Raw genomic sequence first — 20,500 nt, forward strand, 5'->3', positions numbered from 1 at the left:
CTTTACAGGATTGAGAGAATGACGTGATCTGCCCAGGGAAGCCTGCTTCCCTGGGCAGGCAACAAAAAAAGCTATGATCATCTCCCCGGGTCAAGCGCAGCGCAAAGCCCTTAAGCGCCCAGCACCCCAACCCATACCGGGACGACACCGATGCCACACACAGTGAATCTGGAAAACTACTTCACCCGCATAGGCTACCCAGGCTCCCGTACGGCGACGCTCGAAGTACTCCAGGAACTCCACAAGCTGCACCCACGAGCGATCCCCTTCGAAAACCTGAACCCGCTCGCCCGCCGCCCGATAAAACTGGACCTCGAATCGATTGAGGAAAAGCTGATAACCCAAAAACGCGGCGGCTATTGCTTCGAACAAAACGCGCTTTTCGCGAGCGCCTTGACGCAGTTGGGTTTCAAAGTAACACCCCTGCTAGGCCGCGTCCTGTGGGGCCGCGAACCCGACGCAATTCCCCCTCGCACGCACATGGTCCTGCGCGTCGACATAAAAGACGAAGCATGGATCGCTGACGTCGGTTTCGGCAGCGTGACGTTAACAGCACCGTTGCGCCTGATCGCAGGCACCGCGCAGTCCACGCAACTCGGCACGTTCCGGCTGGCGGATGCATCGCACGACGCGCTCTACCTCGAAGTGCAGTCTCGCGATGAAACCTGGTCCCGCGTTTACCGTTTCGACCTGCACCCGGTCGAATGGATCGATTACGAAACCTCGAACTGGTACACCTCGACCGCACCGGATTCTGTCTTCCTGAACAACCTGATCGTGTGCCGGGTCCTGCCGGAATCGCGTCTTACGCTGCTCAACGACCAACTGAACGAACGCGCCGCGGACGGCCAGCTGATCAACGAGCGCAAACTGCACAACGCAGACGAACTCGGCGCCTGCCTGCGCGATCAATTCGGCCTGAACACCGGCGACATCGACATCGCCGACCTATTCGGCCGGGTGCGTTCCCCCGATGCGGCCGCCGCCTGAGTCAAAGAACTTAACGAGCGCAATGAGCGCAATGAGTGTCAGGAACGAACCATGATCACGCGCCTCATCCTGCAAACGGTACTCTGGCTCGCATGCATGGGCGTACTGCTGTTCGGCGCCGCGGGCACGCTCGCGTGGGCCGCCGGCTGGTGGTATCTGATCGAAACCGGCGTGCTGAGTTTGTGGATCGGGCTTTGGCTGGCGCGCCACGATCCCGGCCTGCTCGCCGAGCGTCTCGCGCCGATCGTGCAGGCGCAGCAAAGCCGCTGGGACCGCTTCTTCATGGTGGGTGTCGCGTTGATGTGGAGCGCCTGGCTCGTCCTGATGGGACTCGACGCGATGCGCTATCGGTGGTCGGCGCCGCTGCCGATATGGCTGGTGAGCCTCGGCTCGCTGTGCATCTTCCTCTGCCTCTTCATGTGCCGGATCGTGTTCCGCGTCAATAGCTATGCCGCGCCCGTCGTGAAGATCCAGGCAAGCCGTGGTCACAAAGTCATCGACACCGGCCCTTACGCCTATGTCCGTCATCCGATGTACTCCGCCGCGCTGCTGCTGTTCGTCGGCACGCCGCTCCTGCTCGGCTCGTGGTGGGGTCTTGCCTGCGTGCCGGTGCTGATAATGGGTATGGGCTGGCGCGCGGTGCGCGAGGAGCGCGTACTGGCAGTGCAACTCGACGGCTATACCGGCTACACCACACGCGTGCGCTACCGCTTCGTGCCGCTCATCTGGTAAGGCGCGCAATGCGCCCATTCGAAGCGCGTCACGAGCCTCGCGCCGCTCCAGCGCGCGGAATTTCGCATCTTTTGCGCCGCTAACCCTGGCGCTGCGACAGCTCCGGCGAAAAGCGGCAACCCAGCCGATACCGCGAGCCCGGATGCACAAAGCGTGCGAACGTGACGGCGACACCGCTCGTCCACGTGCGGCGCATCAGCGTCAGGCACGGCTCCTCCGCGCGGATTTCGAGGAGCTCGGCTTCGGTGTGCGTCGGCAGGCCCGCGTCGACGACGTGCTCGACGTCGTGCGCCGGCACGATCTCGTACAGATACTCGGACGGCCGGGTCGTGGAGAAATCCTGCTTCAGGAAGTCCGGCGCGATCGCCGGATTCACATAGCGGTCTTCGAGCTGCACCGGCAAACCGTTCTCGCGATGCACGCAAATCACATGAAAGACGGAAGTGCCGGGCGCGAGCGCCAAAGCGTTCGACACCGTCACCGGCGCGGTTTCGCGTTGCGACAGCACCATGTCGTAGCTGTATTCGTGACCCCGCGAGCGGATCTCGTCGCCGATATGGGCGATCATCAGCAGCGTCGATTGCGGCTTGGTTTGCGCGACGAACGTACCGACGCCGGACACGCGCGTCACGAGTCCTTCATCGGCGAGTTCACGCAGCGCGCGATTCACCGTCATGCGCGACACGCCTAGCGTCGCGACCAGGTCCAGCTCGGACGGCAGACGGTCACCCGCCTGCCGCGCGCCCGATTCGATGATCTGGCGAATATGGTTTTTGACCTGTTCGTAGCGCGCGGCCGGTGCGTCGACTGCAACGCGCGCGGTTTTCAACGCTGCGGCAGGCGGCTTGTCGTGAGCTTTGCTGCGAACCGTGGAGGACATCGGCGGCCTTCGCTACGATCGGTGTGAGACGGGCTGAGCCAGGTGCGCGCTCATACCGGCTCCGCATCATCAGGACCGCGTGCCCAGAACGCATTGCGGTCGAAGTAGTTTTGCAGGAACTGCCGCAACCGCGGCTGCCCGGCATCGTGAAAGACTTCGCGCGGCTTGCCTTGCACGGCGATGCGGCCCTGGTCGATGAACATCACTTTGTCCGCCACCTGGGCGGCAAAGCCCATTTCGTGCGTGACCACGGCCATCGTCATGCCGTCGCGCGCGAGTTGCTTCATCACTTGCAGCACTTCGCCGACCAGTTCCGGATCGAGCGCCGAGGTTGGCTCGTCAAATAGCATGATGTGCGGCTCCATCGCCAGCGCGCGCGCAATCGCGACGCGCTGCTGCTGTCCGCCCGAGAGTTTCGATGGGTACGCATCGCCCTTGTGCGCGAGGCCGACCGTTTCGAGCATCGCATTGGCGCGGCGGCGCGCTTCGTCGCGTGACAGATGGCGCGCGCGCAGCAACGCTTCCATCACGTTGCCGAGTGCCGTCATGTGCGGCCACAGATTGAATTGTTGAAACACCATGCCGACGTTGCGCCGCACGCGATTGATCTCGCTTTGCGACGCTCGCACGCGTTTGCCATTGCGCTCGCTATAGCCGAGCAGTTCGCCCTCGATGCGCACGTCGCCCTGATCATAAGTTTCGAGCGCGGCGAGGCAGCGCAGCAGCGTACTCTTGCCCGAGCCCGACGGCCCGATAATGCAAACCACTTCGGAGCGGGCGATCTCGAGATCGACACCGCGCAGCACTTCGACTTCGCCGAAGCGTTTGCGCAGGTCGCGCACTTCCACCAGCGGCGCGCCGGGTGGCGTATCGATGGCAGCGGTGGACGCAGGGGAGGGCATGTCGGCGATGGCGTTCATAAGATTGTCCGGATTCCGTTCATGCCATGAAGCGCGCGATGCGGGTTTCGGCCCACATACCCGCGCGCGAAGTCAGTTCGACCAGCGCGAGATAGCATGCGCACAGCACCAGCAACGTTTCGACGAAAGCGAAGGTGGCCGAACCGATGCCGGTCAGCACGAACGTGAGCTCGGGCACGGTGACGATCGACAGCACCGCGGTTTCCTTGCTCAACACGATAATCAGATTGGTCAGCGCGGGCACGATCAGCACCAGCATTTGCGGCACCTGAATGCGCAAGACGGCTTGCCAGCGGGTGAGCCCGAGACAGGACGCCGCCTCGAGATGACCCGGCGGCACCGATTGAAAACCGGAGCGGAAGGCTTCGGCGAAATAGGCGCCGCCGTAGAGGCCTAAACCGAGTATGCCGGCCGTCATCGGTTCAAGCGTGAGACCGAAGGATGGGCCGCCGTAGTACAGCAAAAACAGTTGCACCAGAAACGGCGTGCCGCGAAACAGCTCGATATAAAAGCGCAATACGCCGCGCACCCAGCGTCCGCAAAAGAGCTGCAGCACGGCGATCAGAAAGCCGATCAGAATACCGATCGCGACGCCTGTGGCCCACGTGCCGAGTGTCGTCGCGAGACCGGCGGCGATGGGCTGCAGGTTGTGCGTGATGACGGTAGGGTCGAGCTTTTGCATGACGTAGGCTCAGGTTCGGTCAGGCATGCTGCAAACGGTATTCGGCGGCATGCGCGACAAGCGCCAACGTACCGCAGATCACGAAGTAAATCAGCCCGGCGGCGAGGTACGCTTCGAGCGGACGGTAAGTGCTGGCGGCGATGTTCTGTGCGGTACGCGTCAGCTCCGCCACGCCCACCACCGAGATCAACGACGAAGCCTTGATCAGCAGCACCATTTCATTGACGAGCGAGGGCAGCGTCAAACGAAATGCTTGCGGCACCAGAATACGCCGCAGCATATCGAATGGCGACAGCCCAAGCATGCGCGCGGCTTCGATATGACCCGGCGGAATGCTGAGAAAGCCGCCGCGCAGAATCTCGGCGATATAGGATGCGGAGCACAGCGATACGGCGCTGACCGCCGCGACGATGGGCGACACATTGATCCCGGCGAACGGCAGCAGGTAGTACACCAGCAGCAGTTGCACCAGCATCGGCACGCCGCGAAAGAAGAACACGTAGGCGCCGCCGAACATGCGGGCCGCACGCTTAGGGGAGAGGCGTGCCGCGCATACGCCGATCGCGACGAAGAACCCGATCAGAAGGCCCGTCAGCGAAATGCCGATGGTGGCGAGCGCCGCGTGCAGCAGCAGCGGCAAGCCCTGAACGAAGACGGTCGTGCTGAACATAAGCGTTGCACTCGGTAGAACGGAGAGGGCGATGCGGCTCATCGGAGAGCCGGCATCGCATACATCGAAAACGCCTGCCTCAAAACAAAAAATATCAGGCCATCAGGCCGTCAGGCCGTCAATGCATCAGCACGTCAATAGTTCGGCGCCGGCATCGTAGTCGGCGCATCCATCGCAACGCCGAACCACTTCTTCTGCAAGGCCGCGAGGCGCCCGTCGCTGTGCATTTTCACGAGCGCGGCGTTGAAGGCATCGGCGAGCGGCTTGCTGTCCGCGTCTTTACGCAGGCAGTAAGCAAAGTACACTTTCGCGCCGAACGGCGGCTGCACCACGGCGAAGGCTTCGGGACGCTGCTTGGCGACATACGCGATATTGGTCATCGAGTTCGCGACCGCCGCGATGCGGCCGGCGGCGAGATCGGCATAAGCCTGATTGTTGTCGACGTATTCGCGGATTTCAGGCGGCTTCGGCAAGGTGGCGACATAGGTTTTCAACTGGTCGAGCTGTGCCGAACCTTTGCCCGCGCCGACCGTCTTGCCGGCGATATCCGACGATTGCCTGACTGAGGAATCGTTGGCCCGCTTGAGCAGCGCGTCGGTGGCGTCCGCGATCGGCAGGGTGTAGGTGTAGCGCTCCATGCGCGCCTTGGTGACCGTCAGCGGGCCGCCCACCATGTCGAACTTGCCGGCTTCGAGCCCCGGCAGCACGCTCGGCCACGGCAAATCGATGAAGCGCACCTTCACACCCATTTCCTTGCCGACCTCGGCGAACAGATCCTTGTTGAAGCCTGCTTGCTGGCCGTTTTCAAGGAAGTCGAAAGGCGCGAACTGCATTTCGGTGCCGACCACCAGTTCGCCCGCTTTCTTCACTTTGGCGAGCTGGTCTTCCGCGTGGGCGGTCACACTCGCCGCGCACAACGCCATCATGACCAAACGACACTTCCAGCCTGCAAGGATGCTCATGGGATTCTCCGGTTGGCAAAGCGATGTTGCGCGATAGCGACTCATGGAACGGGCTCGGCGCGAGTCATGCGAAGCAGTATATACCGCAGTTTTCGTTTGAAATAAATAAACGAACGAGTAGAGAAAAGCCCTTATTTGAGGCGCTACGAAGCGACTTGCGAAGGCGCTTTTGGCGGTATATACAACTGGAATGCGCGAGGCGCGCGAGGTTGGTCGCAAGCGATTCGCGCGCCTTTTTCGTCAGTTGAATTGGCCGCCTTTCAAGGAGCATGGAGATGCCCGTGACCCGCATTCCGATCATCGACCTCGCCGGCGTTCGCGCGGGCGACCCGCAGGCTCTGACGCGCGTGGCGCACGAAATCCACGAAGCATGCACGACGATCGGCTTCTTCTACATCGTCAATCACGGCGTGCCGCAAGCGGCGATCGATGCAGCCGAACAGGCGGCGCGCACGTTCTTCGCGTTTCCGGTGGAGACCAAGCGGCGCGCGGCGGTCAATCAACGGCATCGTGGTTTCAATGCGCTCGGCGACGCGACCATGTACCAGGCGAAGCGTCCCGACTACAAGGAGTTCTTCAGCATTGGCCTCGAGTTGCCGGAGGACGATCCCGATGTACTCGCCGGGCAGGCGTTGCGCGGGCCGAACAACTGGCCGGACTTCATGCCGGCGTTGCGTCCTGCGCTCTATGGCTATTACGAAGCGGTCGCCGCGTGCGGGGCCGATCTGCTGCGGGCCGTGGCGGTGAGCCTCGGCGTCGACGAGCATTTTTTCGCGCCACGCTATACGAAGCGGATGCAGCGCACGCAGATGGTCTACTATCCGCCGCAGCCGCCCCAGTCCGACGAGGATCAGTTCGGCGTCGCGCCGCATACCGACTACGGTTGCATCACGTTGTTGTGGCAGGATCAGGTAGGCGGCCTGCAGGTGCGCGAAATCGCCAACGATACGTGGGTCGATGCACCGCCGATCGAAGGCAGCTTCGTGGTGAACGTCGGCGATCTGCTGGCGCGCTGGACCAACGACCGCTTCCGCTCCACCTTGCATCGCGTGATCAATACGTCGGGGCGTGAGCGCTATTCGATTGCGACGTTCTATGATCCGACTTACGGCGCGAGGGTCGATCCGCGTGAGCTTGGTACCAGCGACGCCGACCTCAAGTACCAACCGGTCGCCGCAGGCGACTATATCCTCGGGCGGATCAACGATTCGATGGGTTATCGGAAGAAACAGGCAGTCGAAGGAACGCAAGGAACCACCGCATGACAGATAAAAATAGGGAAAACGGCGGGGCGAGCAACACAAGCCATCGCGCAACCCACAGCGCCGCGCCGCTTTCCGAAACACTCGATGCGCTACGCGCCGCGCTCGGTGACGACGCGGTGCGTGTCGGCGAGCAGATCGGTGAACACGCGATGACCGACTGGACGCGCCACGATCCGACGCGTCCCGCTGCGCTGCTCTTGCCGCGCAGCACGGAAGAAGTTTCGCGCGCTCTGGCCATCTGCCACGCTGCCCATCAACCGGTCGTGCCGCAGGGCGGCATGACCGGCCTCGCAGGCGGCGCGATTGCACGCTCTACCGATATCGCCTTGTCGCTAGAACGACTCACTGGCGTCGAAGAAATCGATGCCGCCTCGGCCACGCTGACCGTGCGCGCCGGCACGACCTTGCAAACCGCGCAGGAAGCCGCCGCCGAAGCAGGCTTCGAACTCGCGCTCGATCTAGGCGCGCGCGGCTCTTGCCAGATCGGCGGCAATCTGGCGACCAACGCGGGCGGCAATCGCGTGATCCAGTCGGGCACCGCGCGCGACCAGGTGCTCGGACTCGAAGTCGTGCTGGCCAACGGCGATGTGCTGACGTCGCTCGGCAAGATGGTCAAGAACAACACCGGCTATGACCTGAAACACTGGTTCATCGGTTCGGAGGGCACGCTCGGCGTGATTACGCGCGCGGTGTTGCGGCTTCATCCGCCACGCGCGGCGCGCCACACGGCGCTGGTTGCACTCGACGGTTACGCCGCCGCCGTGAACCTGCTGCGCCGCCTGGCAACGCGTTTTGGCAACGACATTGGCGCGTTCGAAATCATGTGGCCGGATTTCTACGATTTCGGCGTGAAGCTGACGGGCACGCGCTCGCCGTTCGCCGACTCACACCCGCTTTATGCACTGATCGAACACGCGAGTTTCGACGCCAGCGACGACGGCGAACGCTTCTCCGCCGCGCTGACCGAAGCGCTCGATTCAGAAGCGATCCGCGATGCGGTGATCGCGCAATCGGTGGCCGACGTGCGCGCGCTGTGGGCGATTCGCGAATGCACCGCGGAGTTTCCGGTGCGGCTCGACGCGATCAACTTCGACGTGAGCTTGCCTATCAGCGAGATCGGCACTTTCGTCGACCGTTGCCGCGCGGCGCTCGATCAGCGCTGGCCGGGCAACGAGTCGTATTTTTTCGGCCACATCGGCGATTCGAATCTGCATGTCACCGTGGACGGCCATTCCATCCCCGGCGTCGATCATCATGCGGTGTATGCGTTCGTCTACGAGATGCTTAGGCCCTTGCACGGCTCGGTGTCGGCGGAGCACGGGATCGGCTTGCTCAAGCGCGAGTTCCTGCCGATCTCACGCTCGCCTGCTGAATTGACCGCAATGGCCGCGATCAAACATGCGCTGGACCCGCACGGCATTCTGAATCCGGGCAAGCTGTTTTGAGTGGGCTGACCATCGAGCGCTCTGGCTCAATGCGCGTTCAGATAGCTCGCAATCACCGGATAAACTTCCGCCGCCGCGTTCTTGCCGAAGATACAGTCGAGGTGGCCGTAGCCGGGAATCAGATGCCGCTCGTAAGGCTGCTCGGGGAAGTGCTGGACCAGCATGTCGTAGGTCAGTTGGGTGCTCTCCGGCAGATAGGTTTCGTTTTTTTCGCCATGGATGAAGCCGATCGGCAAGCGCATGCCCTCAAGGCCCTTCATGCCATCCGTACCTGTCAGGTACACGTCTTTGCCTTTTGCGTCGACAACTTTGCCTGCTCGCACCATGGCGGCCAGATGCTTGAACACCTCGACGTCATGCACGCCGAGCAATTCCTGCAGGTTCGAATGAAGCGTCTCGTTCAATTGCTCATGTTCGTAGAGCAAGCCGTAAAGGAAGGTCGCACGGTGGCAGATCGGATTGCCGCAGCCCTGTTTGTGATTGAGCGGGTAGAGCCGTAGTGCTTCATCGAGCAGGTTTTGGGGCCACGACTTGTGCTCTGTAAAAGCGCTCAGGTCGAGCACACCGAGATGCTCCATGATGTCCGGGATATGCAGGCCGGCCTTGATCTTTTCCAGCGTGCCCGGCACCGGATGCGCCGACACCTGCGAAATGACCGCCGAGCGCACGCCCCCGAGGCCGTACAGCAGCGACATGCTCAACGCCAGGCCGCCCATGCAGTGGCCCAGTACCTGAATCTGCGGCACGCCGGTCAGCTCCCGCACCTTGGCGACGGCGGCCGGAATGTCCTCGCGGGCGATCTTGTCGACGTTGGTCGGCACGAGCACGCTTGGCATTTCGATGCTGACACGCAGATCGACGAGCCACACGTCGTAGCCTGCCGCACACAGGTATTCGACCAGGTTGGTCGCAATCAGGTCGGTGGAGTAAATCCGGCTCGATACGCCTGAGCCGTGAATCAGCAGCAATGGGCGCGCCGGTTTGTTGGTCGGGCCAGCGTAGCGCGTGAGCCGCAGTGTGGTTCCATCGGGCGTGTCGAAGAAGAATACCTGCGGTGCCGGTGCGCGCAGCGACCGCTTCAGGCGCGGCGTTGCCTTCGGGTCGTAAAACTGCAAGGGCGCCGCCACGCCGCCGTATTCGTCAAACAGCACGCCCGCGAAAAACTTGCCGAACTTCAAGGTCCATTCGAGGCGCGTTTTCAGATCGGGCGCGTGGGTGACTTCAAGCGTGCGCTGTTGCTTGAGGAAATTCTCGGGCGTGATAATCAGTGTGGCTTTGCCGATCACCGGCGAGTCGGCTTGCACCGATTCGCGAATCTCGGCGTATAGCGTGTTGGTCTGTTTCCACAGATTGATCGGCGACGTACGCGTGATGATCTTCTGACCGGTCAGGCAGTACTTCTTGCCTTCGGTGGCAATGAGCGTCATGCGGTAGTTCATGTTGCGCTCGTCCACGTCCGATTCATTGACCACGAACAGGTTGAAGGTGCCGTCGGTGATCGTCATCGGTTGCGCAGAGAGTGCGGGGCAGGTCAGCGTGCCGGCAGTCTGGGCAAGATGTTGCGAATTGCTCAGCATGTCGGCCAGGTCGTCCGATTCGACGGTTAGCGTGAATTCGATCGGACTGGTGGCGGCGTCGCCCGCGACGACCGGTGTGTAGGTGCCGACCATCGTTTCGGTGAAGTGCAGGCCGATTTTTTGGGGCGGTGGCGTGCCGGCCGTGCCCTTGGACGCGTAGTCGATCGTCCAGTCGCGCGAGGCCGCGAGCAGCGCGCAATTGCGTTCGGCCAACGCGGAAATGGTTAGCAGTGGATTAACGCCGAGCGACATCGGCATCACGGCGCCGTCCATCACATACAGGCCATCGTGCACCGCGTTGCCGGCCGTGCCGCTGAATACACGGCCCATGTGGTCGACCACGCCGCGCGCGCCGTCCTCGCCCATTCCGCAGCCGCCGAGCGGATGCACGGTGACGGTGCGGTTCTTGAGCATTCTGGTCGAAATCGGGTTGCGCACGTATTTGCCGCCGAGTAGCGCCTGCGACTTCTCGAGCGTTTCTTCAACCTTTTGGAAGATGGGCTGCTTGCCCGCGTTCGGCCACTCGATGCGCGGCCGGCCTGTGTCGTTCACGCTGATCTGGCCGCTTTCGTCGTCATGCGCCATGACCAGATAGGTTTGCGTGTTGTTGAGGGCGCCGTGATACGGGCCGCGCAGAACGCTCTCGATCGCCCGCGCGTCGTAGTCGAGGCGTTCGCCGGCCGGGCGCGGCCCAGGAATGGCCACGCCTTCGAGCGGCGCGGCGCCGCCGAGCAGGGCGATCATCGCCGCGCCAACCGGTCCGGCGAGCGAGCCTTCTTCGATCACGAAGCCGTCCTTCACGTTAGCAGTGTCGCGGTGATCGATGATGCCGGTGATGGTCGGCCCGACCGGCGGGATCTCGCCCTTCTCGTGAGCACCCCAGCCGACGCCGTTGATCACGTCCTCGGTGTTGTACGCGAAGGCGAGGACGTCGCCGTTACCGGTGAAGTGTTTGCCGAGCATGTCCGAAACGGTCAGCCCCTCCTTGCGCGAGCGCAGCAGCAGCGCAGTGGACCCGATCGTCCCGGCCGACACAATGACGATATCGGCGCTCACGAACAGATCGGGCGCGTGATAACGCTCGCGGCCGAGTTTCACCTCCTGAAAGCGTACGATCCACTTTTGCGTGGTTGCGTCGCGCAACACCGAATGCACCGCTGTGCCCGTGAAGATGTGTGCACCGTGCGCGACCGCGTCGGGCAGATAGTTCATGTGCGTCGAATTTTTCGCGTCGTAGTTGCAGCCCGAGTTGCAATCGCCGCAACCGACGCAGGCTTTCTGCTCGACGCCTGCGGCATTCGTGCGGTCCTCGAAGGTGACGGTGATCGGCGGTGGGTAAAAGCGGTCTTCCATGCCGAGCGCCTGCGCGGATTTTTTAAGCGCCAGCAGTTTCGGCAACTGCAAGAAATCGCCGGACACCGACGACGGTTGCAGCATGGCGCGGGCAAGTTCGTAGCCTTTGTCGCGGGCCGCCTTGTCGGCGCGCAGCGCAGCGGGCCAACGGTTGTCGTCCCATAACCGCGGATCGGCTTCGAGCGCGACATTCGCATTAATCAGCGACGTGCCGCCCAGTCCGCAGCCCACCACGGCATTCACGTCTTCATTCACGTGCACTTCGAGCAGCGCGAGCGGCGAGCCGATTTGCGCCAGGGCGGTGTTGTATTGCACCTGCGCGGCGCCTTCGAACGGCGTGCGCGGGTAGTCGCCGGCCATGAATTCGCGCCCGCGTTCCAGCACACACACACTGCGGCCGGCGCGCGCCATGCGGCTCGCGGCAATCGCACCGCCGTAGCCCGAACCGACCACTACCACTTCGTAGTGCGATTGCATCGCCGTCATGGCGCTCGATAAGCGGTTCATCAGGACCACCTCGTCAGGAATGGGATGCCGGGTAGGGAGCCCGGACTTCGGAAGGAAGACGGCATCGCGGCTGCGGCTTTTAATCGTAGGCGGTGCGCGATGACAAAAAAAGGCGCATCGTACGGGGCGCGTGAGACGTGCGTGAAGCGTGCGCGATTTTCGGAAAGGCTGCCGCCGCTCTGCGCTAGCCTGCAGGTGCGCTATTACGCGGCTACTTCATTCATTTCGCTGTCGCTCGATTCGGCGGCAAGCAGGTTCAACGCGAGCAGAATTGCCGTGCGATTGTCGATGTCGATCTCGATGCCGAGTACGTCAGTCAGCCAGCGGCCGATCTTGGTATTGGAAAATTCGTCCGCACCGGCCGTCTTTTTCATGGTGACGCCCAGTTTGACGGCGCGATAGTGATACGAGGGCACACGATGCTGAGCAGCGACTGCCGACAGGCCGCCTTTCCCTTCCGAGCACCAGCCGAGGCTGCCGGCCAGCACGATACGCTCCGGCTCGTCGAGGCTTTCGATAAAGGCGCGCGCCGCGAGCCGCACACGCTGCTCGTCGAGGCCATATTGCAGCAAGACGCTTTCCACCGGGTCTTCCAGCGCTTGTGCGTGGAGATCGATTTCCTGCGCCATGCCTTCGTTTTCCATCGACACATTGCGCTGATGGCAGGCGCTGCGCAGGCAGTCGATCAGGTAGCGGCGAAAATACGCGCACAGTGCGTAGCCATTGGACGGCGCGCTGTCGGCGCAGGCGTTGGTTTCCGTGTGGCCGGGCGCGAGGCGCAGCACCTTCGAGTAGATGAACTGCGCCACCAGTTCTTCCTTGTCCTCGCCGAGCGCCTGCAGTTCGAGCGGATGATAGGTCCGCAGCGCCCGCTTCACCAGCTCGACCATCGACACCATTTCGTCGGCGGACAGCTGGGTGCGCCGGCGCCACAGATCGGGCAGGATCGCATCGTCGAGATTGCGGACGAACTCGTGGCTCGGAACTGCGCCCATGAAAGCCTCCATATGGGTAAGGCGGGAGCGCGGTGAGCCTCGGACTGCAGGCCGGAGTGACGTGGTGAAGATTGGAAGCCGCGCTGGAATGTGAAGCCAGTATGGTTTCCGGCGACGGCTTCGCCTATATGGATTAAGTGGTAGCTGATGGGTAAACTGCCGGGTAAACCATCCGCGCTACACCATCGAATCCGCCGTGCCTGACAGCAACTATCTTGCATGGGATTGGAGTGGGCGCTGAAGCGTTAACTCTGGTCGACCGCCAAGCATGGGACCAGAGTAGGCGCTGAAGCGCCAACTCTGGTCGACCGCCAAGCATGGGACCAGAGTAAGCGCTGAAGCGCCAACTCTGGTCGACCGCCAAGCATGGGACCAGAGTAAGCGCTGAAGCGCCAACTCTGGTCGACAAAGGAGACCGCATGATGCGGGCTGACCCTATCCAGCGTGCAATCGACGAAGACCTCGTGCGCGTGCTGTACGCGCAAGATCCGATCGCCTTCTTTTCGCACTGGTTCTCGATCGCCGTGCTGGTGGCGATCTACTGGCCGACGATACCGTCGCCGCGGCTGTTCATTGCGTGCTTCGGGTTTTATGCGGCGGCCAATTGCGGCAGCCTCGCCCTGTGGATCTGCAACCGCCGCTATCCGCACCTCGTCTCGCCGCGCGGCTGGATCAACTTGCACGCGGTGCGCGGCGTGCTGCTATACAGTGCGCCGGGCATCGCGGTGTGGTTCGCGTTCCAGAGCCCGCAAACCGATTTGCCGTTGCTGCATACGGTAATGCTCGTCACGCTGGCGGCCGGCGTGTTCATGTCGAACGGCTTCGATCTGCTGAACTTTTCAACGGCGATTTCGTTTCTGCTGTTTCCGTCGATCGTGCTGCATTTCGGCTCGCATACGTTCGACCGCACGATTCTCGCGGTCGTCCTCGCGTTCTTCTTCTGCGCGATCAACGTCTATGCGCTGAGCTATCGCAAGCTGTTTCAGCAGGTCGTGCAGGCGCGGGTCGATCAGCAATATCTGGCGGAGTCGCTGGCGGCGCAAAAGCGCGTCGCCGAAGAGGCCAGTCTCGCCAAAACGCGCTTTTTCGCCGCCGCGAGCCACGATTTGCGCCAGCCGCTGCATGCGATCGGCCTGCTGGCGGCTTCGCTCAACGACACGTCGGCAACGCCCGTGCAACATGCGAAAACCACCGAACACATCGTGTATAACGTCGAGGCGTTGAATCAGTTGTTCAATCAGGTGCTCGATCTCGCGCGGCTCGAAAGCGGCGTGACTCAGGTGATCCGGCTGCACTTCCGGCTGTCGGAACTGTTCGAGCGGGTCGGCAGCCAGTACCGCCCGCAAGCCGCGGCCAAAGGGCTGGCGCTGCGGATCGCACCGGCCTCGGTGGTCGTGCACGACGATCCGGTGCTGCTCGAACGCGTGCTGAGCAACCTGCTCTCGAACGCCGTGCGCTATACCGAGGAAGGCGCGATCTGGGTGGGCTATCGCCGTGCCGGGCGCCGTTCGGGCGGCTTCATCGAGGTGCGCGATTCAGGGATCGGCATTCCGGCGGAGGAACGCGAGCGCATCTTCGAAGAGTTCTATCAGGTCGCCAATCCGCAGCGCGACGCGCGCCAGGGTCATGGTCTCGGCCTGCCGACCGTCAAGCGGCTGGTCGAGATGCTCGGCGGCGAGTTGCAGTTGCGCTCGGCGCCGGGCCGAGGCTCGGTGTTTCGCTTTCCGGTGCAGGCGGGCGACCCCGGCGGGATTGTCGCAAGCCTGAACGAAGCGGTGGCGGGCGGCCCGTCGGCGCAAGGGCGGCGCGTACTCTGCATCGACGACGAACCGTCGATTCTCGAAGGCCTCGCCAGTCTGTTGGGACGCTGGGGCTGCACCGTGCGTGGCGCGCGCGACGAGGTCGATGCGCTCGCGGCGTTGGAAGACGGTTTCGTGCCGGATGCCGTGTTATGCGACTACCAGTTGGCGAATCACCGAACCGGCGCGCAGGCGTTGACGGCCGTGCGCAATGTGCTCGCAAGGGCCGGGCACGAAGACGTCGTGACGTTGCTGATTACGGGCGATATGGCGTCGGCGGAACTGGCGGCGCTGGCCCTGCAGGGAATTCCGGTGCTGCATAAACCCGTCACGCCGGCGCGTTTGCGGCGCACGCTGGAAATGCTCTGGCAGCAGGCGGAGTTGGACAAGGGGCGGGCGGCGGCAGGCGGCGCGAGCGAGGCTTGCTTCTGATCCGTTGTTACAGGGTTTTTCCGGCTTCGAGCCAGCCGTTGATCACGGCAATCGCGGTGGACCGGTTATGCACGCCGAGCGCCCGGAAGATCACCGACAGATGCACCTTGACCGTACCTTCCGCGACGCCCAGCTCACGCGCGATCATCTTGTTGGTCCAGCCGCGATGCACGAGCCGCATGATGTCCTGTTGTCTCGGCGACAGGTTTTCCAGCAAATGCTGCTGGTGCGGTTGCAGTGCCTGGATTTGCGCGATGGGTTCAGTCGGTGCGGCGCCCCCTTGGGCTGATGCGTGAGGGGCGCCCTGAGCGGACAACCCGGCGGCGCCCGCATCGGCGCGCGCGGGCTGGGCTTGCGTCTCACGCGAGCCCAGCAAACTGAGCGCTTCCATCGGCACATAGGCGCCCCCTGATAACACCAGTTCGATCGCCTTGAGCATGACGCTGGCGGGCTGCCTCTTAGGCACGAAGCCGAGCGCACCGGCGGCCAGCACCGCGCGCATTTCGTCGGGCGATTCTTCGGCGGAGAGCACCACCACCGGCAAGGCGGGGTGCGCCTTCAACAGCACTTCAAGCGACGAAGCGCCGCTCATGCCCGGCATGTGCAGATCGACGATTGCGAGATCGTGATCGGCGTCCGGCCGCGCAGCGGCGGCAAGCGTTTCCCAGGTATCGGCTTCGTCGAATTGGGCGTCGGGGTCGAGGCCGCGCAACATTCCTTTGACGCCTTGCCGGATCAGTTCATGGTCGTCGGCCACAAGAAACTTCATGATGTCTCCGCGAGTCAGGCCTGCGCGTGGTGGACTAGCACTGCTGTACTGCTGGTTTTACTTCTATTTTCGTGAATCGCGGCATTGCCTGCTACCCCGGGATCATCATATGCCGAACGGTGGCGAGCCGACCACCTTCCGCACACACGACAGCGATTGGCTATTCGTATGATCGCCGGTGGGCCCCTGCACCCATGTTAGCGGTAAGGCAGGTCTCTCTCTCGCATAGGTTCCGGCTTGCTACGTAGACGAGCCGCATGCCCCCATTTTGAAGTCGTCCACGCAGGAATCCGAAGGGTTATGCGCGCCAGATAAAATCACGCAAAAGCGGGTTTCATTTGACTGCGAATAACGTCGCATTCATCAGAAGCTTGAATGCGAAACCGAGCGACACCGCCGAGGCCACGCCGAAACACCAGAGCGCGATGAACCACAGCCAGCCGGGTAGTTTGCGCGCCGACGTTTGAGATGCGTCACGGGCAGCGCCGCCGCCCGCATGCTTAGTGATGGTAGTGATGTTGGTCGCCATGACGCACCTTGCCACGAAATACCCAATAGCCCATCGTCGTATAGGCGATGATGATAGGCAGGATCACCGCTGCGCCCACCAGCGTGAACATCTGGCTCGAGCGCGGCGCGGCGGCTTCCCAGAGCGTCATGCTCGACGGGATCGCATACGGCCAGAGGCTCACCAGCAAGCCGACGTAACCAAGCAGCACGAGCAGCAGCGCCAGCACGAACGGCATGTTGTGATGCCGCGCACGCACTGCGCGGCGCATGAAGAAAGCGCAAACCGCCACGAGGAACGGCACCGGCAGCAGACGGTAGAAGAGGCCGTCGTGGAACCAGCGTTGCGCGATATTCGGGTCCTGTAACGGCGTCCACAAACTGACCAGCGCGATGAACCCGAGCAGCACGATCGTCAATGGCCACACCACCCGATGCAGACGGCGTTGCAGATCGCCTTCGGTCTTCGCGACCAGCCAGCAGCAGCCGAGCAGCGCGTAGGTGATGACGAGGCCGAGGCCCGTCAGCAGACTGAACGGCGTGAGCCAGCCGAAGGCGTCGCCCGCATAAGCGCCGTCGATCACCGGAATGCCTTGCAGGAACGCGCCCAGCACAATGCCCTGGAAGAACGTCGCGCCCGCCGAGCCGCCGATGAACGCCAGGTCCCACAGATGTTTCGTGCGATTGGCCTTGGCGCGAATCTCGAATGACACGCCGCGAAAGATCAGGCACACGAGCATGAAGATCAGCGGCAGATACAGCGCGGACAGCACGGTCGAATAGACCGCCGGAAACACCGCGAACAGTGCGGCGCCGCCGAGCACCAGCCAGGTTTCGTTGCCGTCCCACACGGGCGCGACGGTGTTCATCATCAGGTCGCGCTCTTTCTCATCGGGGAAGAACGGGAAGACGATGCCGATGCCCAGATCGAAGCCATCCAGCACCACATACATGAAAAGGCCCAGCGCGATGATCGCGGCCCACGCTACGGTGACGTCCATTTTCTTTCTCGCAAGCAGGTAGTGAAGCGGGGTAGGGTTACGCGGCGTCGATCATCTGATCGGCGGCGGACAGCGGGCGGCGCGCGGTCTGATTCGGCGTGGGCTCAGGCACGCCGTGCGGCGTTTGCCCGGGCAGCGCCGGGCCCGAGCGCATCAGCTTGAGCATGTAGTAGACGCCGGTGCCGAACACGAGGAAGTAGACGACCACGAACGCCATCAGCGAGATGCCGACCTGTTGCGTGGTGAGCGGCGACACGGCCTGCGAGGTGCGCATCACGCCGTACACCACCCACGGCTGGCGGCCTGCTTCAGTCGTGACCCAGCCGGCCAGCAAGGTGATGAAACCGGTCGGGCCCATCGCCACGGCGAGGCGCTGGAACCACTTCGCTTCGAACAGCCGTTCGCGACGACGCAGTGCCCATGCTGCCAGCGACATCAGGATCATCAGCACGCCGAGCCCGGCCATGATGCGGAAGCTCCAGAACACCACGGTCGAGTTCGGCCGGTCTTGCGGCGGAAATTCTTTCAGGCCGCGAATCTCGCCATCCCAGCTATGCGTGAGAATCAGGCTGCCCAGGTGTGGAATCGACAGGGCATAACGCGTGGTTTCCGCCTGCATATCAGGAATGCCGAACAGGTTCAGCGGCGTGCCGCCTTTCTCGGTTTCCCACAGACCCTCGATCGCAGCGATCTTGGCCGGCTGATACTTGCGCGTGTTCAGACCGTGCTGATCGCCGACGAATGCCTGGATCGGCGTCAGGATCAGGAGCAACCAGAGCGCCATTGAGAACATCTTCTTGACCGCGGGGTCGCGTCGTCCGCGCAGCAGATGCCACGCGCCCACCGCCGACACCACCAGCCCCGCGACGATGAACGCCGCGAGCGCCATATGCGCGAGCCGGTACGGGAACGACGGATTGAAAATGATCTTGAACCAGTCGAGCGGCACGACGTGGCCGTTCACGACTTCGAAGCCTTGCGGCGTTTGCATCCAGCTATTGGACGCGAGAATCCAGAAGGTCGAAATCAGCGTGCCGATCGCCACCATCAGCGTCGCGCCGAAGTGCGCGCGCGGACTCACGCGCTGCCAGCCGAACAACATGATGCCGAGGAAGCCCGCTTCGAGGAAAAACGCGGTCATGACCTCGTACATGAGAAGCGGTCCGGTGATGGGCCCGGCGAAACTGGAGAAACCCGACCAGTTGGTGCCGAACTGATAGCTCATCACGACGCCGGAAACGACGCCCATACCAAAGGCGACTGCGAAGATCTTCGACCAGAACAGGCAAAGATCTTTGTAGTACGCCTTGCCGGTTTTCAGCCAGCGCCATTCGAGGACGGCGATGAAGCTGGCGAGGCCGATGCTGAGCGCCGGAAAAACGATGTGAAAAGAGACGGTGAACGCAAACTGAATGCGGGCGAGATCGAATGCCGATAGAGCGGAGTTCATGAGCGTGAAGTACGTGATGCCCGTGGGGGCGGACTACGCGCGTCGACCGTTGTCGGTGCGCACTGCGCTGGGCAGATGGCGCAAGAGTAGGGGATGGCGGAATTCTTTGCTGCGACGCGATGTGCGTCAAAAAACCGCGTTGTTTTGCGCGGAATTTCGTTTTTGAGACGGCAAAGCCTTGATGGGTAACAAGTTTTCCTTATTGCGTTCTTGCGCCTGTTTATCTCGGCCGAGGCGGAGGTGCGGCAATAGACCGCGCTGCAACAACGCAACCGGTGCGCCTTCGTCGGAGAGCATGCCGGCCTGATGTTTCTCCGCAGCCCGCTTCACCGCGAAGACTCAGCGCCACGGTGCACGGGCTACGCGATCGAGATAAACAGTTGCTTGCCGCAAGCGGCCGCGTACCTGCGCAACGTGTCGATAGAAGGCGAATGTTGTCCCGAAGCAAGCGCCCGTTCGAGCCGGGTGATAGCCGGCGCTTTGGTACCCATGCGCTCAGCGACTTGCGCCTGCGTCAAACCGGCTTCGCGGCGCGCGGCGAGCATCTGATCGAGCAGCGCGAATTCTTCGCGGTTCAGCCGCTCGTATTCGGCGCGTACTTCAGGGTCGGCGAGCGCGCGTTCGCGCATTGCCTTATAGGTTGCCATTTCTGATCTCCAGCAGTCTTTTGCGTGCCACGTCCAGTTCGTTACGCGGCGTTTGTTGCGACTTCTTCACGAAGCTGTGAAGCATGACGATTTTCCGTTCCACGATCGCGCAGTAGAACACTCTGGCGATACCCTCGGCGCCTTTCAGGCGCATCTCGAACAAACCGCCTCCCATGGACGCGGTATGCGGCTCGCCGAGATTCGGACCGTATTCCTCCATGCGATCGGCTAGCGCGATAAAACGGGCGAGCAGCGTTTTCGGCAATGAGGCAACGTTCACTTTGACCTTTTCGTTGTAGAAGCCGATCGTAAATGCCATTGGAGTCAATGATAACAAATATGTTATTTTTGCGCAAGCAGATGCCCTTGCCGGTTGTTGTTGAAATCAGCAACAACGGAGGCGTTGCGTGGCGTGGAATCGAACGACGGGAAGAGGGCGAAGGCTGGACCGCGATGAGCGGTTACGAAGGCGTTGGCGCAACCAGGTGTTCGGCTGGGTTGATTCGTGCGGGACGCGATATCGGGCGCGGCACGGTGGAGGTCTCCCTTTGCACGGGTTGACTGAATCGAAATAGCGGACACGAGGTCCACTCGTCAACAACCGACAATAACGCCGTTCGCGCCGAACCTTCTATTAGCCTGTTGGCTAGTCAACAGGAGACGGTACGGAAATCTTCTACAAGGATTGGGGCAAAGGCCGTCCAGTTGTCTTCCCGCACGGCTAGCCGTTGTCCGCGGACGGCTGGGATGCGCAGATGCTGAGGTCTGCGCGTGCTTCAGTGCGGCTGCCCCTTCGAGCCAGCAGGAACGTTGGCCGGATAACGTATTGCTCGGAACTTATTGCACTTTATGTTATACGACATCATATAAATACAATGTTCGTACATGTTAGTTTATTAAAGATAATTCGCTGGTTG

At 62.3% G+C, this 20,500-nt stretch carries 19 protein-coding genes; 5 read left to right on the top strand and 14 right to left on the bottom strand.

The features are described from left to right. Positions 1 to 150: 150 nt before the first annotated feature. Positions 151 to 990: an arylamine N-acetyltransferase gene (locus ACAX43_RS25470; RefSeq protein ID WP_370711173.1), complete on the top strand. Its 840-nt coding sequence runs from the start codon at positions 151 to 153 to the stop codon at positions 988 to 990. 51 nt (positions 991 to 1,041) lie between these two features. Continuing rightward, entirely contained in the window at positions 1,042 to 1,722 is a 681-nt protein-coding gene (locus ACAX43_RS25475) for an isoprenylcysteine carboxylmethyltransferase family protein (RefSeq protein ID WP_370711175.1), read from the top strand. Positions 1,723 to 1,801: 79 nt separating this feature from the next. Here ACAX43_RS25475 and hutC read toward each other — a convergent pair whose 3' ends face one another. From hutC to ACAX43_RS25500, 5 genes are all read right to left on the bottom strand, one after another. Further along, a complete protein-coding gene (hutC, locus tag ACAX43_RS25480; RefSeq protein WP_370711176.1) occupies positions 1,802 to 2,602 on the bottom strand; it encodes a histidine utilization repressor in 801 nt (266 codons plus the stop codon). A 50-nt stretch (positions 2,603 to 2,652) separates the two neighbouring features. After that, a complete protein-coding gene (locus ACAX43_RS25485) occupies positions 2,653 to 3,522 on the bottom strand; it encodes an amino acid ABC transporter ATP-binding protein (RefSeq protein ID WP_370711177.1) in 870 nt (289 codons plus the stop codon). Positions 3,523 to 3,541: 19 nt separating this feature from the next. Continuing rightward, positions 3,542 to 4,204 carry an amino acid ABC transporter permease gene (locus tag ACAX43_RS25490; RefSeq protein ID WP_370711178.1) on the bottom strand — a complete coding sequence of 221 codons (663 nt, stop codon included), beginning with the start codon at positions 4,202 to 4,204 and terminating at the stop codon, positions 3,542 to 3,544. 19 nt (positions 4,205 to 4,223) lie between these two features. Then, entirely contained in the window at positions 4,224 to 4,874 is a 651-nt protein-coding gene (locus ACAX43_RS25495; protein ID WP_370711179.1) for an amino acid ABC transporter permease, read from the bottom strand. A gap of 134 nt (positions 4,875 to 5,008) precedes the next feature. Then, positions 5,009 to 5,836, bottom strand: coding sequence for a transporter substrate-binding domain-containing protein (locus ACAX43_RS25500; protein ID WP_370711180.1), 828 nt, complete (start codon positions 5,834 to 5,836; stop codon positions 5,009 to 5,011). Between the two features lie 275 nt (positions 5,837 to 6,111). Between ACAX43_RS25500 and ACAX43_RS25505 the strand changes: the two genes are divergently transcribed. Both ACAX43_RS25505 and ACAX43_RS25510 read left to right on the top strand, forming a co-directional pair. Then, a complete protein-coding gene (locus ACAX43_RS25505) occupies positions 6,112 to 7,101 on the top strand; it encodes an isopenicillin N synthase family dioxygenase (RefSeq protein WP_370711181.1) in 990 nt (329 codons plus the stop codon). Next, positions 7,098 to 8,546: an FAD-binding oxidoreductase gene (locus ACAX43_RS25510; RefSeq protein ID WP_370711182.1), complete on the top strand. Its 1,449-nt coding sequence runs from the start codon at positions 7,098 to 7,100 to the stop codon at positions 8,544 to 8,546. The genes ACAX43_RS25505 and ACAX43_RS25510 overlap by 4 nt, the downstream gene beginning before the upstream one ends. 26 nt (positions 8,547 to 8,572) lie before the next feature. Here the strand turns inward: ACAX43_RS25510 and ACAX43_RS25515 are convergent, their stop codons facing one another. Then, entirely contained in the window at positions 8,573 to 11,983 is a 3,411-nt protein-coding gene (locus ACAX43_RS25515; RefSeq protein ID WP_370711183.1) for an alpha/beta fold hydrolase, read from the bottom strand. A 203-nt stretch (positions 11,984 to 12,186) separates the two neighbouring features. After that, the gene (locus ACAX43_RS25520; RefSeq protein ID WP_370711184.1) at positions 12,187 to 12,978 is read right to left on the bottom strand and encodes a hypothetical protein; all 792 of its coding nucleotides are present in this window, start codon (positions 12,976 to 12,978) and stop codon (positions 12,187 to 12,189) included. A gap of 422 nt (positions 12,979 to 13,400) precedes the next feature. Here ACAX43_RS25520 and ACAX43_RS25525 point away from each other — a divergent pair, with 422 nt between their 5' ends. Beyond that, the gene (locus tag ACAX43_RS25525) at positions 13,401 to 15,209 is read left to right on the top strand and encodes a hybrid sensor histidine kinase/response regulator (protein ID WP_370711330.1); all 1,809 of its coding nucleotides are present in this window, start codon (positions 13,401 to 13,403) and stop codon (positions 15,207 to 15,209) included. Positions 15,210 to 15,216: 7 nt separating this feature from the next. On the opposite strand, the gene ACAX43_RS25530 is transcribed toward ACAX43_RS25525, so the two are convergent. The 7 genes from ACAX43_RS25530 to ACAX43_RS25560 form a co-directional block, all read right to left on the bottom strand. Beyond that, positions 15,217 to 15,978: a response regulator gene (locus tag ACAX43_RS25530; RefSeq protein WP_370711185.1), complete on the bottom strand. Its 762-nt coding sequence runs from the start codon at positions 15,976 to 15,978 to the stop codon at positions 15,217 to 15,219. Between the two features lie 334 nt (positions 15,979 to 16,312). Beyond that, positions 16,313 to 16,507, bottom strand: a complete 195-nt coding sequence (locus ACAX43_RS25535; RefSeq protein WP_370711186.1) for a hypothetical protein — start codon at positions 16,505 to 16,507, stop codon at positions 16,313 to 16,315. Then, positions 16,479 to 17,486, bottom strand: a complete 1,008-nt coding sequence (cydB, locus tag ACAX43_RS25540) for a cytochrome d ubiquinol oxidase subunit II (protein WP_370711187.1) — start codon at positions 17,484 to 17,486, stop codon at positions 16,479 to 16,481. The genes ACAX43_RS25535 and cydB overlap by 29 nt, the downstream gene beginning before the upstream one ends. Positions 17,487 to 17,523: 37 nt before the next feature. Continuing rightward, positions 17,524 to 18,936 (bottom strand): cytochrome ubiquinol oxidase subunit I, encoded by a 1,413-nt coding sequence (locus tag ACAX43_RS25545; RefSeq protein ID WP_370711188.1) that lies wholly within the window; start codon positions 18,934 to 18,936, stop codon positions 17,524 to 17,526. A 126-nt stretch (positions 18,937 to 19,062) separates the two neighbouring features. Continuing rightward, a complete protein-coding gene (locus ACAX43_RS25550; protein ID WP_370711189.1) occupies positions 19,063 to 19,233 on the bottom strand; it encodes a hypothetical protein in 171 nt (56 codons plus the stop codon). A 62-nt stretch (positions 19,234 to 19,295) separates the two neighbouring features. Next, positions 19,296 to 19,583, bottom strand: coding sequence for a helix-turn-helix domain-containing protein (locus ACAX43_RS25555; protein WP_063498788.1), 288 nt, complete (start codon positions 19,581 to 19,583; stop codon positions 19,296 to 19,298). Beyond that, the gene (locus ACAX43_RS25560; protein ID WP_370711190.1) at positions 19,570 to 19,902 is read right to left on the bottom strand and encodes a type II toxin-antitoxin system RelE/ParE family toxin; all 333 of its coding nucleotides are present in this window, start codon (positions 19,900 to 19,902) and stop codon (positions 19,570 to 19,572) included. Before ACAX43_RS25560 ends, ACAX43_RS25555 begins: the two co-directional genes overlap by 14 nt. Between the last annotated feature and the right edge of the window lie 598 nt (positions 19,903 to 20,500).

It is taken from the genome of Paraburkholderia sp. IW21, assembly GCF_041321145.1.
Classification (GTDB): Bacteria; Pseudomonadota; Gammaproteobacteria; order Burkholderiales; family Burkholderiaceae; genus Paraburkholderia.

Coding starts and splice junctions, on each gene's coding strand:
- ACAX43_RS25475 (WP_370711175.1), top strand. CDS start 1,042: ATGATCACGCGCCTCATCCTGCAAACGGTACTCTGGCTCGCATGCATG.
- ACAX43_RS25510 (WP_370711182.1), top strand. CDS start 7,098: ATGACAGATAAAAATAGGGAAAACGGCGGGGCGAGCAACACAAGCCAT.
- cydB (WP_370711187.1), bottom strand. CDS start 17,486: ATGGACGTCACCGTAGCGTGGGCCGCGATCATCGCGCTGGGCCTTTTC.
- ACAX43_RS25470 (WP_370711173.1), top strand. CDS start 151: ATGCCACACACAGTGAATCTGGAAAACTACTTCACCCGCATAGGCTAC.
- ACAX43_RS25505 (WP_370711181.1), top strand. CDS start 6,112: ATGCCCGTGACCCGCATTCCGATCATCGACCTCGCCGGCGTTCGCGCG.
- ACAX43_RS25485 (WP_370711177.1), bottom strand. CDS start 3,522: ATGAACGCCATCGCCGACATGCCCTCCCCTGCGTCCACCGCTGCCATC.
- ACAX43_RS25500 (WP_370711180.1), bottom strand. CDS start 5,836: ATGAGCATCCTTGCAGGCTGGAAGTGTCGTTTGGTCATGATGGCGTTG.
- ACAX43_RS25530 (WP_370711185.1), bottom strand. CDS start 15,978: ATGAAGTTTCTTGTGGCCGACGACCATGAACTGATCCGGCAAGGCGTC.
- ACAX43_RS25495 (WP_370711179.1), bottom strand. CDS start 4,874: ATGTTCAGCACGACCGTCTTCGTTCAGGGCTTGCCGCTGCTGCTGCAC.
- ACAX43_RS25490 (WP_370711178.1), bottom strand. CDS start 4,204: ATGCAAAAGCTCGACCCTACCGTCATCACGCACAACCTGCAGCCCATC.
- ACAX43_RS25525 (WP_370711330.1), top strand. CDS start 13,401: ATGCGGGCTGACCCTATCCAGCGTGCAATCGACGAAGACCTCGTGCGC.
- ACAX43_RS25535 (WP_370711186.1), bottom strand. CDS start 16,507: ATGGCGACCAACATCACTACCATCACTAAGCATGCGGGCGGCGGCGCT.
- ACAX43_RS25545 (WP_370711188.1), bottom strand. CDS start 18,936: ATGAACTCCGCTCTATCGGCATTCGATCTCGCCCGCATTCAGTTTGCG.
- ACAX43_RS25560 (WP_370711190.1), bottom strand. CDS start 19,902: ATGGCATTTACGATCGGCTTCTACAACGAAAAGGTCAAAGTGAACGTT.
- ACAX43_RS25515 (WP_370711183.1), bottom strand. CDS start 11,983: ATGAACCGCTTATCGAGCGCCATGACGGCGATGCAATCGCACTACGAA.
- hutC (WP_370711176.1), bottom strand. CDS start 2,602: ATGTCCTCCACGGTTCGCAGCAAAGCTCACGACAAGCCGCCTGCCGCA.
- ACAX43_RS25550 (WP_370711189.1), bottom strand. CDS start 19,233: ATGCTCTCCGACGAAGGCGCACCGGTTGCGTTGTTGCAGCGCGGTCTA.
- ACAX43_RS25520 (WP_370711184.1), bottom strand. CDS start 12,978: ATGGGCGCAGTTCCGAGCCACGAGTTCGTCCGCAATCTCGACGATGCG.
- ACAX43_RS25555 (WP_063498788.1), bottom strand. CDS start 19,583: ATGGCAACCTATAAGGCAATGCGCGAACGCGCGCTCGCCGACCCTGAA.